Annotated in this window: 10 protein-coding genes, 1 tRNA gene and 2 rRNA genes; 5 read left to right on the top strand and 8 right to left on the bottom strand. The window is 62.3% G+C overall.

Annotated features, from left to right (window positions below):
* Positions 1-292: 292 nt before the first annotated feature.
* Together rplS and trmD are read right to left on the bottom strand one after the other, a co-directional pair.
* Positions 293-685 (bottom strand): 50S ribosomal protein L19, encoded by a 393-nt coding sequence (rplS, locus tag ACN2C8_RS00420; protein WP_419253760.1) that lies wholly within the window; start codon positions 683-685, stop codon positions 293-295.
* Positions 686-689: 4 nt separating this feature from the next.
* Complete coding sequence (gene trmD, locus ACN2C8_RS00415) at positions 690-1,427, bottom strand: tRNA (guanosine(37)-N1)-methyltransferase TrmD (RefSeq protein ID WP_419253758.1); 738 nt, start codon at positions 1,425-1,427, stop codon at positions 690-692.
* A 127-nt stretch (positions 1,428-1,554) separates the two neighbouring features.
* Here trmD and ACN2C8_RS00410 point away from each other — a divergent pair, with 127 nt between their 5' ends.
* A complete protein-coding gene (locus ACN2C8_RS00410) occupies positions 1,555-3,027 on the top strand; it encodes a hypothetical protein (RefSeq protein WP_419253756.1) in 1,473 nt (490 codons plus the stop codon).
* Between the two features lie 167 nt (positions 3,028-3,194).
* Complete coding sequence (locus tag ACN2C8_RS00405; protein ID WP_419253754.1) at positions 3,195-4,817, top strand: pilus assembly protein TadG-related protein; 1,623 nt, start codon at positions 3,195-3,197, stop codon at positions 4,815-4,817.
* 228 nt (positions 4,818-5,045) lie between these two features.
* Here the strand turns inward: ACN2C8_RS00405 and ACN2C8_RS00400 are convergent, their stop codons facing one another.
* Positions 5,046-5,981: an isopenicillin N synthase family dioxygenase gene (locus tag ACN2C8_RS00400; protein WP_419253752.1), complete on the bottom strand. Its 936-nt coding sequence runs from the start codon at positions 5,979-5,981 to the stop codon at positions 5,046-5,048.
* Positions 5,982-6,161: 180 nt separating this feature from the next.
* Between ACN2C8_RS00400 and ACN2C8_RS00395 the strand changes: the two genes are divergently transcribed.
* Positions 6,162-6,836, top strand: a complete 675-nt coding sequence (locus ACN2C8_RS00395; RefSeq protein WP_419253750.1) for an OmpA family protein — start codon at positions 6,162-6,164, stop codon at positions 6,834-6,836.
* 137 nt (positions 6,837-6,973) lie between these two features.
* Here the strand turns inward: ACN2C8_RS00395 and ACN2C8_RS00390 are convergent, their stop codons facing one another.
* Together ACN2C8_RS00390 and ACN2C8_RS00385 are read right to left on the bottom strand one after the other, a co-directional pair.
* The gene (locus tag ACN2C8_RS00390) at positions 6,974-8,875 is read right to left on the bottom strand and encodes a monovalent cation:proton antiporter-2 (CPA2) family protein (RefSeq protein WP_419253749.1); all 1,902 of its coding nucleotides are present in this window, start codon (positions 8,873-8,875) and stop codon (positions 6,974-6,976) included.
* 3 nt (positions 8,876-8,878) lie between these two features.
* Positions 8,879-9,478 (bottom strand): NAD(P)H-dependent oxidoreductase, encoded by a 600-nt coding sequence (locus tag ACN2C8_RS00385; protein WP_419253747.1) that lies wholly within the window; start codon positions 9,476-9,478, stop codon positions 8,879-8,881.
* Positions 9,479-9,589: 111 nt separating this feature from the next.
* Between ACN2C8_RS00385 and ACN2C8_RS00380 the strand changes: the two genes are divergently transcribed.
* Positions 9,590-10,315 (top strand): CoA transferase subunit A, encoded by a 726-nt coding sequence (locus ACN2C8_RS00380; RefSeq protein WP_419253746.1) that lies wholly within the window; start codon positions 9,590-9,592, stop codon positions 10,313-10,315.
* A complete protein-coding gene (locus ACN2C8_RS00375; protein ID WP_419253744.1) occupies positions 10,315-10,956 on the top strand; it encodes a 3-oxoacid CoA-transferase subunit B in 642 nt (213 codons plus the stop codon). Before ACN2C8_RS00380 ends, ACN2C8_RS00375 begins: the two co-directional genes overlap by 1 nt.
* Before the next feature lie 128 nt (positions 10,957-11,084).
* Here ACN2C8_RS00375 and ACN2C8_RS00370 read toward each other — a convergent pair.
* From ACN2C8_RS00370 to ACN2C8_RS00360, 3 genes are all read right to left on the bottom strand, one after another.
* A tRNA-Met gene (locus ACN2C8_RS00370) sits at positions 11,085-11,161 on the bottom strand.
* A 75-nt stretch (positions 11,162-11,236) separates the two neighbouring features.
* A 5S ribosomal RNA gene (rrf, locus tag ACN2C8_RS00365) occupies positions 11,237-11,351 on the bottom strand.
* A gap of 113 nt (positions 11,352-11,464) precedes the next feature.
* Positions 11,465-14,254, bottom strand: a 23S ribosomal RNA gene (locus ACN2C8_RS00360).
* Positions 14,255-14,436: the final 182 nt, after the last annotated feature.

The following is a 14,436-nucleotide window of genomic DNA, read 5'->3' as shown; positions in this document are numbered from 1 at the left end:
TGGGCGCGCCCCGCTCGCGTGAGACATGGGAGCGCGCCCTGTTGTCATTTGGTTTCGAGACCTGAGGTCCTTGAAACCGGCCACACCCTGGAAGGGAGCGGTCTGAAACCCCGTCGCCTGAGCGGTGGGGGTAACACGACGGTCAGCCCAAAGACGGGTTCTGTCAAGAAGCGTGCGACCGCACTAAAGAGCGATCTCGCCCAGATGGGTCGAGACCGGGACAGAAAACGAGGCAAAGAAAAAGGCCCCGGCGTTTCCACCGGGGCCTCGTTCAGGTCGCAGGAAGGGCAGCCTATTCGGCGGCGCCCTTTTCCTTGCGGATCGTCTGGCGTTCGGCGATGCGCGCCGACTTACCGCGACGGTCGCGCAGGTAGTAGAGCTTGGCGCGACGGACGACGCCGCGACGCTTGACTTCGATGCTTTCGATGTTGGGCGACAGCAGCGGGAACAGACGCTCCACGCCTTCGCCGAACGAGATCTTGCGGACCGTGAAGCTCTCATGGATGCCGGCGCCCGAGCGGGCGATGCAGACGCCCTCGTAGGCCTGAACGCGTTCGCGCTCGCCTTCCTTGATCTTCACGTTGACGCGCAGGGTGTCGCCGGCCTGGAAGTCGGGGATCGCCCGGACGGCCAGCAGACGCGCAGATTCTTCCTGCTCGAGTTGCTTGATGATGTTGATCGCCATGGTCTCAGTCTCCTTTGGGCTTACCCTTGGTCGGGCCGCCTTTTGCCTGTTGATTGGCGAGATGCGCTTCCCAAAGATCGGGCCGCCGCTCGCGTGTCGTCTCTTCACGCATACTGTTGCGCCACTGGTTGATCCGCTTGTGATCGCCAGACAGCAGCACCTCGGGGATATCCAGTCCTTCGAACGTCCGCGGTCGCGTATATTGCGGATGCTCGAGGAGACCGTCCTCGAAGCTTTCTTCCAGCGTGCTCTCGATGTTCCCCAGAACCCCCGGGGCAAGTCGAACACACGCCTCGATCACGACCATCGCCGCCGCCTCGCCACCGGCGAGCACCGCGTCTCCGACCGAGACCTCCTCGAACCCCCGGGCGTCGAGCACCCGCTGGTCCACCCCCTCGAAACGGCCGCACAGGACGATGATCCCGGGCGCCTCGCTCCACTGTCGAACACGCGCCTGGGTCAGGGGCCGACCCCGGGCGCTCATGTACAAAAGCGGCCGCCCACCGACCTCCACGCTATCCAGCGCGGCGGCGATGACGTCCGCTTTGAGTACCGCTCCCGCGCCGCCACCCGCAGGGGTGTCGTCGAGGAAGCCGCGCTTATCCTTGGAAAAGGGCCGAATGTCCAGTGTTTCCAATCGCCACAGGTCTTCTTCCTTCCAGGCGGTCCCGATCATCGAGACGCCGAGCGGGCCGGGAAAGGCCTCAGGGAACATGGTCATGACGGTGGCGGTGAACGGCATGGGCGCTGTTTAGCGCTCGGCGACGCGCTTGTCGAAGCTGCCCTGGGCCGGGGTCGGCTCAATGTTGGCGGATTGTATACGAACATCGGGGCATAGCTGACCGAGTCAATCCGTCGGGATATTCGCCATGAGCGGTCAACGCTGCCTTTTCCCGTCGCCGCGCGACGCCCTTCGCCGGCTCGGCCGTCGCCTGCGGGCCAGCCAAAGCGGCGCGGTCGCGGTGCAGTTCGCCTTTCTGGCCCTGCCGATCGCCCTGCTTGGCTTTGGCCTGCTGGACATGAATAGGGTGAGTATCCAACGCCAGCAGTTGCAAGACGCCCTGGATGCCTCGACCCTTTTCGCCGCCCGGGCCAACGCCACCACCGACGCCCAGATCGACACCATCGGCGACGCCGCCTTTGCGGCGGAGATTGCCGGGCTTGGCATCACCGTTGCCGCCAGCGACTCGACCTTCAAGGGCGGCGCGGACAATTCGGTCATCGGCACGGTAAAGTCCGACCTGAAGCCGATCATCGCCAATCTCTGGACCAATGCCGACGTCTCCGTAACGGCGCAGACGACGGTGAAGCGGGGCCAGGACGCGCCGGTCGAACTGGTCATGGTGCTGGACACCACCGGCTCAATGGCCGGCGCCAAGCTGACGACCCTGAAAACCGCCGCGACCTCGTTGGTCGACAAGCTCACGGCCGATAGCGCTGCCAATGTGAAGATCGGCGTCGTGCCATTCGGCCAGTACGTCAATGTCGGCATCGCCAACCGCAACCAGAGCTGGATCAACGTTCCGGCCGACTACACCACGACGACCACCACCAAGGGGACCTGCACAACGGTCTCTACCAAGACCACCTGCCAGACCCAGACCTATGCCTGCACCAAATACACCGACGGCGTGCCCTATTCCTCAACCTGCAGCCGGTCGATCAATTGTGTCACGACGCCGATCACGCCGGTGACCACCTGTACGGCTGACAAGGTGACCACCAACACCTACAAGTTCTACGGCTGCGTCGGCTCGCCCGCCTATCCCAAGAACGTCAATGATACCGACCCGCTGCGGGTCTATCCCGGTTTCATGAACCTGACCTGTGCGACGCCCTTCACGCGCCTGACCAGCACGGTGTCGACGGTCAAGGCGGCGATCACGGCGCTGACCGCCACCGGCGACACCTATATTCCGTCCGGCCTGGCCTGGGGCTTCAACATGCTGTCCGCAGCCCAGCCCCTGACCGACGCCGCCGCCTATGACAGCACGGGTCTGAACCGCAAGCCGCGCAAGGCCATGGTGCTGATGACCGACGGCGCGAACTCCAAGCTGATGAACGCCGGCAATGGGCGACACGACGTCTCGCCGTCGCCCAACCCCAGCAGCCCGGCAACCCAGGCCAACACCTATACGGCTGAACTCTGCGCCAACATCAAGGCCCAGAAAATTGAGGTGTTCACCGTTGCCTTCAATGTCACCGACACCGGCATCAAGAATATTTTAAAAACCTGCGCCACCGATGAAAGCCATTATTTCGACGCCACAGACACTGCCAATCTTCTGAAAGCCTTCCAGGATATCGCGGACGCCCTACGTAGTCTTTATATCGCGAAATAGATCTAGGGCAGGATCCGCACGAGCAAATCCCAACGCGTCCGATGGGGCGTGTTCGGAGCCTCAAGGGATGCCCGCAGCGGCCAGGCAAGTTTCCAGGTCACCATCAAAGTTTGCCAACTGTTCACCAGTTTAACCCACTTTGGGTAAATCGTTGCAGGATGGCCGCAGTGCTCCATTTCCGAAAGCGCGCTTCGGCCGGCCTTTTCAAGCACTTGCGCGGCGACGAGCGCGGCGCGGTGGCCGTGCAGTTCGCCTTTCTGGCCCTGCCGATCTCCATCCTGGCCTTTGGCCTGCTGGACATGAACCGGATCAGCGTGCAGCGCCGCCAGTTGCAGGACGCCCTGGACGCCGCCACCCTGATGGCCGCCCGCTCGACGGCGACCACCGATGCGGGGCTCGATACGGTCGGCGACGCAGCCTTCGCCGCCGAGATGGCCGGCCTGGGCCTGACCCTGACGGCTGCCAACACCACCTTCACCTCTGGCACAGGCAACAAGGTTATCGGCGCGGCGTCGGTGACCGTCACGCCGATCATCTCCAACCTGTGGACCAACGGCAATTCTACCGTGACCGCCAGCTCCGAAGTGCAGCGCTCGGTCAACAAGCTGGAAGTGGCCCTGGTGCTCGATAACACCGGCTCGATGGACTATGATCTGGGCTCGGGCGGCAAGAAGATCGACGCCTTGATCGACGCTTCAAAGTCGCTGGTCGATGTACTCAGCGGGGCCGCAGCCCGCGCGTCGGACACGGACGCGGTCAAGATCGCAGTCGTGCCGTTTTCGATGACGGTGAACGTAGGGTCGACTTTTCAGAACGCCAACTGGATCACCGGCACGCTGCCCACGGCCTACGGCGATGACATATTTGACACCAACACCGAGCGCTTTGCTCTGTTCAACAAGATGAAGTTGAGCTGGACAGGCTGTATTGAGAGTCGCCCCGACCCTTACGACATCGCCGACACCGCGCCGACCAATTCCAACAAGGCGACGATGTTCGTCCCGTTCTTCGCGCCCGACGAACCCGACGCCAATGCGGTGCCGTCAGGCAGCTCTTGGCGGGGAACCACCTATTATACGTCCAGCAACAACTACATCACCGATGACGAGACCACCTCCAACAGCTGGTTCGTTCGCCAAGGCAATGTCCAGAAGTACGACACCAGCCACCTGACCGGCAGTGCTGATGACGATGACGGCGGACCCAACAAAGGCTGTGGCATCACCGACGTGATGCGCCTGACCAATGTTCGCTCCAGCACCAACGCCAACCTGGTCAAGGCCAAGCTCGACAAGATGGTGGCGACCGGTAACACCAACGTCGCCATGGGCGCCATGTGGGGCTGGCACGCGGTCTCTCCCAACGCCCCGTTCGCCGACGGCCAGGCCTACGGGACCAAGAACGTCAGCAAGATCATGGTCCTGCTCACCGACGGCGACAACGTCATGAGCGAAAGCAGCAACCCCAATGACTCCACCTATAGCGGCTATGGCTATGTCTGGCAGAAGCGGTTGAAGAACAGCTCAAACGTCGCTCTGGACGCCGGGTCTAGTAGCACGCAAAGGCGCGACGCGATGGACAGCCGCCAGTCCAAGGTCTGCGCCAATGCCAAGGCCAAGGGCGTGATCATCTATTCAATCGGCGTGGGTGTCTCGAGCCACTCCCGGAGCGTGTTGGAAGCCTGCGCCACCAGCACGGACAAGTATTATGACGTCACCGACGCGGCGCAATTGACCGAAGTCTTCAACACCATCGCCGGCTCGATCCAGAACCTGCGTATCTCGAAGTAACTGCACGGCCCTCCCCCCTAGCGGGCAGGGCTATCGCATATGAGTTTGCGCCCAGAAAAAGTTGTCATCCCGGACAAGCCTGGCGAAGCCGGGCGCCGATCCGGGACCGACCTGGAACGCGGCGCTCAGGCGTCGGTCCCGGATCTTCGCGCTGCGCGCTCGTCCGGGATGACAACCGTTCTTGGCCATAGGCAATAGCCCGCCCCCTGAGGGGGAAGAGTACGCCAGCTAGGCCAGCTTGATCTCGCGCAGCCGCTGCTGGAGGAACTCATCAGCGGTGATCGACTCCGGATAGCGGTCCGGGTTTTCCGGCGTGACGCAGCCCGGCAGGGTCTTGATCTCGTAGTCCGGCGCAAAGTGCAGGAAGAACGGCGTCGAGTAGCGCGGGATGTGACGGCGTTCGGGCGGCGGGTTCTGCACGCGGTGGATCGTCGAGGGCAGGACGTGGTTGGTCAGGCGTTCCAGCATGTCGCCGATATTGACGACGATGCAGCCCGGCGGCGGGTTGATCGGCAGCCAGTCGCCATTGCGGTCCAGCAGCTCCAGACCGCCCTCCTCGGCGCCCATCAGCAGGGTGATGGTGTTGATGTCGCCGTGCGCGCCGGCCCGCACGCCCGTGGCGTCGATCGGGATCGGCGGATAGTGCAGCAGGCGCAGGACGCTGTTGCCGTTCTCGATGGTCGGCTTGAAGAAACTTCTGTCCAGCTTCAGATAGACGGCGATCGCCTCCAGCACCTTGCCGCCCATGGCGTCCAGCGCGCCGTAGAACCACGACACGTCATGCTTGAAGGCCGGAATTTCGGCCGGCCAGACATTGTCGGCCATGGTGGCGCGGAACCGGTGACCGGCCGGCAGGTCGCGGCCCATGTGCCAGAACTCCTTCAGGTCATGGTGCGTGGCGCCCTTGGCGGTCTCGACGCCGAACGGGATATAGCCGCGCGCGCCGCCCTTGATGCCGGCATAGTGCGTCTTGATGTCGACCGGCAGGGCGAAAAAGGCCTTGGCGTCCGAGATGGCCGCGTCGATGCGGACCTGATCCAGGTCATACTCCGACAGCACGGCGAAACCGTAGCGCTCGAACGAGGCGCCCAGCGCCTGGGAGAAGCCCTCGAAGTCTTTGCTGTAGAGCGTGAAGGAGACCGGTTCGATCGCGGACGTGGACACAGGGCTAAACCTTGGAAGTTAGTAAGTCGGGGCTTACTACACCGGGAACTGTCCGGAACGAAGACCCGTTCATCGTCGGGTCATGTCGCAGGATGGAACTTGACCCTGAGCGAGGCGTTTGCGTTCTCGATGATCAAGCGTGACCACACGCACCGGACTTGGACACGGAAGACGACAGCCATGACGATGAAGAAGACTGCGCTTATTGCGCTGCTGATGGGCGCCGCCGCCCTGACCGCCTGCACCACTACCGACCCCTATACCGGCATGCCAGTGCGCAACAACACCGGCACGGGCGTGCTGAGCGGGGCCGGGGTCGGCGCGGTGCTGGGCTATCTGACCAACACCAATTCGGGCGAGCAGGGTCGCAAGAACGCCCTGATCGGCGCGGGCATCGGCGCCCTGGCCGGCGGCGCGGTCGGCAACTACATGGACCGTCAGCAGGCTGACTTCCGTCGCAGCCTGGAAGGCTCAGGCGTCATGATCCGCCGCAACGGCGACCAGATCGTGCTGGTCATGCCCAGCGACGTGACCTTCGCCGTCGACCAGTCGGACGTGCAGCCGCAGTTCACCCGCGTGCTCGACGACGTGGCCCGCACCCTGAACGCCTATCCCCAGACCACCATCGACGTGGTCGGCCACGCCGACAGCAGCGGTCCTGACGCCTATAACCAGACCCTGTCAGAGCGCCGGGCCAGCTCGGTGGCCAGCTATCTGGTCGGCGCCGGCCGGGTCCTGGGCGACCGCGTCTTCGTGGCCGGCATGGGCGAACGCCAGCCGGTCGCCGACAACGGCACGGCCGAGGGCCGCAGCCAGAACCGCCGGGTCGAGATCGTTCTGCGCCCGATCACGTAGTCGGGCCGGCTGCCACAAGGCCTCCCCCTGAAGGGGGAGGCGGCCGAAGGCCGGTGGGGGAAGATCGCAATGAGTCACCAGCACTTCCCCCTCCGTCGCCTCCGGCGACACCTCCCCCGCTAGGGGGAGGATTTGAGCTACTCCGCCCCTTCCTTTTCCGCCCGCTCCCGCAGCTCCTGCTCCAGGCTGGCCGTATCCCACGCCCCGCCGGCGTCGCCCGGACGCAGGCGCGACATGTCGGCCGCCAGCAGGCGATCCATGGTCTTGGCGGCGTCGCGCGACGCCAGGATATAGGCCTCTTCCTCGCCCCACATCGGACGCAGCTCCTCGAAGGTGCGCCGGTCGTGACGCCGGAAGAACGAGGCGGCGCGGTGGGCGCGGTGGGCGCGGAAGCCCAGCTTCTGCAAGGCCGTCTGGCCCAGGGCCAGGGCGGACTCGAAGGTCTCGCGCTCGACTGCGTCGGCGCCATTGGCCAGCAGGTCGTAGGCGTGGCGACGATCCCAGGCCCGGGCCAGGATCACCAGGTCGGGAAAGGCCTTGCGAGCGGTTTCGACCAGCTCGACCGTCTTTTCGCGATCGTCCAGGGCCACGATCAGCATCTTGGCCCGCTCGATGCCCGCCGCGCGCAACAGGTCCATGCGCGTGGCGTCGCCGTAATGCACTCGGCGGCCAAAGCGGCGCAGCAGGTCGATCTGCTCGATATCGCTGTCCAGAACCGTCGAGCGAAAGCCATTGGCGGTCAGCAGGCGGCCGGTGATCTGACCGAAACGGCCAAAGCCGGCGATGATGATCTCCGGCTCGCCATCATCGAAATCGCCCGTATCGGGCGTGACGTCGGGAATGGCCGCGTCCAGGGCGGCGGCGACGCGCTCATACAGGATCATGGCCAGCGGCGTCAGGGCCATTGAAACGGCGACCGCAGCGGTCAGCAGGGCCGCCAGTGTGGCGCCGATCACGCCGGCCCCGACGGTGAAGGTCAGCAGCACGAAGGCAAACTCCCCGCCCTGGGCCAGGGCCGTAGCCACGGCGGCCGCGCCGCGCAGGGGCGCGCCAAACAACCGCGCCAAACCCAGCATGACCAGGAACTTCAGCACCATGAGACCCAACACCAGCCCGATCAGGGTCAGGGGCTGGGTGGCGATCAGCGGCAGGTCGACGCCCGCGCCGACGGTGATGAAGAACAGGCCCAGCAGCAGGCCCCGGAAGGGCTCGATGTCGGTCTCCAGCTCGCGGCGGAACTCGCTCTCGGCCAGCACCACCCCTGCCAGGAACGCCCCGAGCGCCGGCGACAGTCCGACCATCTGCATCAGGCTGGCCACCCCCACCACGATCAGCAGGGCCGAAGCGGTGAAGATCTCGCGCAGGCGGGCTTTGGCGATAAAGCGGAACAGCGGCCGAACCAGATAGCGCCCGCCACCGACCACGGCGCCGACGGCGGCCAGGACAGACAGGCCCTGGGCCCAGATCGGCAGATGCGAGACCAGGCTGACGGCATGGCCGCCGGCTTCGCCATGCACAGGCGGCGCGATGGTGGCCAGCAGCGGCAGCAGGGCGAACATCGGGATCACCGCCAGGTCCTGCAGGAGCAGGATCCCGAAGGCGGCGCGACCGACCGGCCCTTGCCTCAGGCCCTTCTCGTCCAGGGTCTGCAACACGATGGCCGTGGACGACATGGCCAGCACCATGCCGACCGCCAGGGCGGTCTGCCAGGGCAGGCCCAGCAGCATCGAAACGCCGGCGATGACGGCCGAGGTGACGACCACCTGCGCGCCGCCAAAGCCGAAGATCGCCTTGCGCATGTCCCACAGGGTGGAGGGCTGAACCTCCAGGCCGATCAGGAACAGCAGGATGACCACGCCGAACTCGGCGAACTGCATGACGTCGGCCTGGGCGCCGATCAGCGACAGGGCGTGGGGGCCGATGATGACGCCGGCGATCAGGTAGCCCAGCACCGACCCCAGACCCAGCCGCTTGGCGATGGGCACCGAAATCACGGCCGCGCCGAGATAGAACAGGGTCTGGGTGAGGAAGGATTGCATGGCTCAGACCTCCACTGTCTTGAGGAGAAGCGAGGCGACCCGCGCCTTGTAGCGCTCGGCCTCGGCCTTCAGCGCCGCGTCGTCCTTGACCGCCGCGCCATGCACGACGAAGGGCGTCTCCCAGACCATGCCGCACAGGTGGGCGGTCTGCTCCAGCGGCCTGAGAAACTCGTCCATCGTGAAGCGATTATAGCCCTGGGCATGATAGGCCTTGGCGCTGGCCCCCGTGGTGCAAGCGACGAACAGGCGCTTGCCGACCAGGGCCCTGCCGTCCTCGCCATAGGCAAAGCCGTGCAGCCAGACCAGGTCCAGCCACTCCTTCAGCAGGGCCGGCGTTGAGTACCAGTACAGCGGGAACTGCAGGGCGATCACGTCATGGGCCAGCAGCGAAGCCTGTTCGGCCTCGATATCGATCGCGAAGTCGGGATAGGTCTCATAGAGGTCGCGATAGGTGACGCCGGAAAGACCCTTGGCCGCCTTGGCCAAGGCCCGATTGGCGCGAGACCGTTCAAGCGCGGGGTGGGCCAGAACCAGCAGCACACCAGAGGTGGCGGGCCCGGCGGAGGCGGTGCTAGCCTCGCCTCTGGTGTCGTGAGCGTTCAAGCGGCGTCTCCCAGTGTCGGATTTTTATTCATCAAGGGTTGAATTTCTTTGGTCGCCGGGCGAGACCCTTCGCCAAACATCGGCATGCCAAAGGCTGGTGGCGGAGGATCCATGGTCGACAAGGTGCAGACAGATGCGGTCGAGGCCCTTTCAGGGCTGCTGTTCGACGGCATGACCATCATGGCCGGAGGCTTCGGCCTCTGCGGCATTCCGGAAAACCTGATCGCGGCGATCCGCGAGACGGGGGTGAAGGACCTCACGGTCGTCTCCAACAATTGCGGCATCGATGGCTTTGGCCTGGGGATCCTGCTGGAGAACCGCCAGATCAAGAAGATGATCTCGTCCTATGTGGGGGAGAACAAGCTGTTCGAACAGCTGTACCTCAGCGGCGAGCTGGAACTGGAGTTCAATCCGCAGGGCACCCTGGCCGAACGCATTCGCGCCGGCGGCGCGGGCATTCCGGCCTTCTTCACCAAGACCGGTGTCGGAACCCTGGTCGCCGAAGGCAAGGAAGTCCGCGCGTTCGACGGCGAGCTCTATGTGATGGAGCGCGGCCTGACCGCTGACCTGTCGATCGTCAAGGCCTGGAAGGCCGACGCCGAGGGCAACCTCGTCTATCGGAAGACCGCCCGCAATTTCAATCCGATGATGGCCACGGCCGGCAAGGCCACCGTGGTCGAGGTCGAGGAGATCGTCGCTATCGGCGCGCTCGACAAGGACAACATTCACACCCCCGGCATCTATGTCGACCGGGTGGTGGAGGGCGCAACATTCGAAAAGCGCATCGAGCGCGTCACCACGCGCCCCAGAGAACAAACGACCAAGGAAGCCGTTTGATGGCCTGGACCCGTGACGACATGGCCGCCCGCGCGGCAAAGGAACTGCGCGACGGCTTCTATGTGAACCTGGGCATCGGCATCCCGACCCTGGTGGCCAACTACATCCCCGAGGGCATGAGCGTCACGCTGCAGAGCGAGAACGGCATGCTGGGCATGGGCCCCTTCCCGTTCGAGGGCGAGGAAGACGCCGACCTGATCAATGCCGGCAAGCAGACGATCACCGAGCTGGACTCCAGCTCGTACTTCTCGTCAGCCGACAGCTTCGCCATGATCCGCGGCGGCCATATCGCCCTGTCGATCCTGGGCGGCATGCAGGTGTCGCAGGCCGGCGACCTGGCCAACTGGATGGTGCCCGGCAAGATGGTCAAGGGCATGGGCGGGGCGATGGATCTGGTCGCCGGCGTCAAGCGCGTGGTGGTCGTGATGGATCACTGTGAAAAGTCGGGCGCGCCCAAGCTGCTCACGGCCTGCTCCCTGCCGCTGACCGGCGCAGGGGTGGTGGATCTGCTGATCACCGAGTTGGGCGTGTTCGAGATCAATCGCGGCAAGACGCCCGTGCGGCTGATCGAACTGGCCCCCGGCGTTACGGTCGATGAGGTCAAGGCCAAGACAGAGGCCGCCTTTGAGGTCGCGAGCTGATCTCCATCGCCTGAACGTTGGGGAAGAGTTGCACGGCGCGCATCGAAAGGTGCGCGCCGTTTGCGTTTGGCGGCCGTTGCGCGCGGCACAAACGAAAACGGCCTCCCGAAGGAGGCCGTTCCATATCTTGGGTGCGGGGACAGGATTTGAACCTGTGACCTTCAGGTTATGAGCCTGACGAGCTACCGGGCTGCTCCACCCCGCGGCGAAGTTGGTAGTTGGTGATCGTGAGGTAGGGGGACTTTGAAGATATCGACTTGATGGAGCATCCTTTTAGCGGACCTGGCGGCGACCTACTCTCCCGCGCCTTGAGACGAAGTACCATTGGCCCAGGGGGACTTAACGACCGAGTTCGGAATGGGATCGGGTGGGGAACCCCCGGCATAGCCACCAGGTCAGCAAAAAGGATGCATGCGGCGCGCGGTAAGGCGCACCGGTAATATCAAGTCGAAGAAGACATCGTATGTCTGAGCTCTACAAAGAGCATTTGCATAGGTTTGGCTGAAGAACGATCAAGCCTATCGAGCTATTAGTACCAGTAAGCTACACGCCTCACAGCGCTTCCACACCTGGCCTATCAACGTGGTGGTCTTCCACGGCTCTCAGCGAGACCTTGTTTTGAGGTTAGTTTCCCGCTTAGATGCTTTCAGCGGTTATCTAGTCCACACTTAGCTACCCTGCTGCACAGCTGGCGCCATGACAGGTCCACCAGAGGTGTGTCCATCCCGGTCCTCTCGTACTAGGGACAGATCCTCTCAAGTCTCGTACACCCACGGCAGATAGGGACCAAACTGTCTCACGACGTTCTGAACCCAGCTCACGTACCACTTTAATCGGCGAACAGCCGAACCCTTGGGACCTGCTCCAGCCCCAGGATGTGATGAGCCGACATCGAGGTGCCAAACTTTGCCGTCGATATGGACTCTTGGGCAAAATCAGCCTGTTATCCCTAGAGTACCTTTTATTCGTTGAGCGATGGCCCTTCCACGCAGGACCACCGGATCACTATGGCCGACTTTCGTCTCTGCTCGACTTGTCAGTCTCGCAGTCAGGCGGGCTTATGCCATTGCACTCGACGACCGATTTCCGACCGGTCTGAGCCCACCATCGCGCGCCTCCGTTACACTTTGGGAGGCGACCGCCCCAGTCAAACTGCCCGCCACGCCATGTCCCGGATCCGGATAACGGACCGCGGTTAGACGTCAACAACAATAAGGGTGGTATTTCAAGGATGGCTCCACCGAGACTGGCGCCCCGGTTTCATAGCCTCCCACCTATCCTACACATGTTGTTGCTAACGCCAAGGCGAAGCTGCAGTAAAGGTTCATAGGGTCTTTCCGTCTGACCGCGGGAACCCCGCATCTTCACGGGGAATTCAATTTCGCTGAGCCCATGCTGGAGACAGTGGGGAAGTCGTTACGCCATTCGTGCAGGTCGGAACTTACCCGACAAGGAATTTCGCTACCTTAGGACCGTTATAGTTACGGCCGCCGTTTACCTGGGCTTCAGTTCGCTGCTTGCACAACTCCCTTTAACCTTCAGGCACCGGGCAGGCGTCAGACCCTATACGTCGCCTTACGGCTTCGCAGAGCCCTGTGTTTTTGATAAACAGTCGCTACCCCCTGGCCTGTGCCACTCTACTCTGGTTGCCCAAAGCAGAGTCACGCTTATCCCGAAGTTACGCGTGCAATTTGCCGAGTTCCTTCAGCATGGTTCTCTCAAGCGCCTTGGTATACTCTACCTGCCCACCTGTGTCGGTTTCGGGTACGGTCTCCGTTGGAGTTATTTCCAGGGACCTGTTCACTGCCCAGAACAATCCAATAAGCCCAGACAATTTACCAGATCCGTCACTTCCAACTGGTTCAGGAATATTCACCTGATTCCCATCGACTACGCCTTTCGGCCTCGCCTTAGGGGCCGACTAACCCTGCGCAGATTAGCTTTACGCAGGAACCCTTGGGCTTTCGGCGAGAGTGTCTCTCACACTCTTTATCGCTACTCATGTCAGCATTCTCACTTCCGATACCTCCAGCAAGGCTCACGCCTCACCTTCAACGGCTTACGGAACGCTCCGCTACCGCGTGCAGTAAACTGCACACCCATACCTTCGGCGTCTGGCTTGAGCCCCGTTACATTTTCCGCGCAGGTTCGCTTGACCAGTGAGCTGTTACGCTTTCTTTAAATGATGGCTGCTTCTAAGCCAACATCCTGGTTGTCAAAGCAAACCCACATCGTTTCCCACTTAGCCAGAACTTGGGGGCCTTAGATGATGGTTAGGGTTGTTTCCCTTTTCACGACGGACGTTAGCACCCGCCGTGTGTCTCCCGGATAGTTCTCTTGGGTATTCGGAGTTTGATTAGAATTGGTAGAGATCGCTCCCCCCGCATCCATTCAGTGCTCTACCCCCCAAGGAATACGTCCGAGGCACTACCTAAATAGTTTTCGCGGAGAACCAGCTATGTCCAGGTTTGATTGGCCTTTCACCCCTATCCACAAGTCATCCGAGAATTTTTCAACATTCACCGGTTCGGTCCTCCAGTAAGTGTTACCTTACCTTCAACCTGCTCATGGATAGATCACCTGGTTTCGGGTCGTCATGCGACGTACTTATTCGCCCTATTCAGACTCGCTTTCGCTGCGCCTACACCTAACGGCTTAAGCTTGCACGGCACATGAAGTCGCTGACCCATTATACAAAAGGTACGCCGTCACCACGCTCGGTGGCTCCGACTGCTTGTAGGCTTCCGATTTCAGGATCTGTTTCACTCCCCTTGTCGGGGTGCTTTTCACCTTTCCCTCACGGTACTTGTTCACTATCGGTCATTGAGGAGTACTTAGGCTTGGAGGGTGGTCCCCCCATGTTCAGACAGGATTTCACGTGTCCCGCCCTACTCGAGTCTGTCGCTGTTTGACGCTTACGGGGCTCTCACCCACTATGGCCGACTTTTCCAAGTCGTTCAGCTTTATGTCACGACAGCACTGGCCTGGTCCCGGTTCGCTCGCCACTACTACGGGAGTCTCGGTTGATGTCCTTTCCTCCAGGTACTGAGATGTTTCAGTTCCCTGGGTTTGCTTAATGGAGCCTATGTATTCAGCCCATTATACCTCTTCTGACCAACCCACTACGCATCCAGCCGAAGCTGGAAACAAGTGGAGTGACCATAAAGGTGGGTTTCCCCATTCGGAGATAGCCGGATCAAAGGGTGCTCGCGCCTCCCCGGCTCTTATCGCAGCGTGCCACGTCCTTCATCGCCTCTCAATGCCAAGGCATCCGTCAGAAGCCCTTATGCGCTTGATCGTTCTCAGCAAAACCCATGCGCTTACCGTCTAGGGACGGCTCGCATGCGCTTTGTATTCAGTCAGACATTTGATGTCTTCTTCAAAGTCCGCCCTAAAACCAGCTGCATCCCCAAGGGGAGATACAGGCGGCGGGAGAACCCTACCTTCACGATGTCATTATCGCAGACCGCGCATGCCTCA

The sequence above is a fragment of the Caulobacter sp. ErkDOM-C genome, assembly GCF_048541825.1.
In the GTDB taxonomy this organism is placed as follows: domain Bacteria; phylum Pseudomonadota; class Alphaproteobacteria; order Caulobacterales; family Caulobacteraceae; genus Caulobacter.
This window is presented reverse-complemented; position numbering and strand designations above follow the sequence as displayed.

Bases quoted from the DNA above. Each gene is read 5' to 3' on its own strand.
- rplS (WP_419253760.1), bottom strand. From the start codon at position 685: ATGGCGATCAACATCATCAAGCAACTCGAGCAGGAAGAATCTGCGCGT.
- trmD (WP_419253758.1), bottom strand. From the start codon at position 1,427: ATGCCGTTCACCGCCACCGTCATGACCATGTTCCCTGAGGCCTTTCCC.
- ACN2C8_RS00410 (WP_419253756.1), top strand. From the start codon at position 1,555: ATGAGCGGTCAACGCTGCCTTTTCCCGTCGCCGCGCGACGCCCTTCGC.
- ACN2C8_RS00395 (WP_419253750.1), top strand. From the start codon at position 6,162: ATGACGATGAAGAAGACTGCGCTTATTGCGCTGCTGATGGGCGCCGCC.
- ACN2C8_RS00390 (WP_419253749.1), bottom strand. From the start codon at position 8,875: ATGCAATCCTTCCTCACCCAGACCCTGTTCTATCTCGGCGCGGCCGTG.
- ACN2C8_RS00380 (WP_419253746.1), top strand. From the start codon at position 9,590: ATGGTCGACAAGGTGCAGACAGATGCGGTCGAGGCCCTTTCAGGGCTG.
- ACN2C8_RS00375 (WP_419253744.1), top strand. From the start codon at position 10,315: ATGGCCTGGACCCGTGACGACATGGCCGCCCGCGCGGCAAAGGAACTG.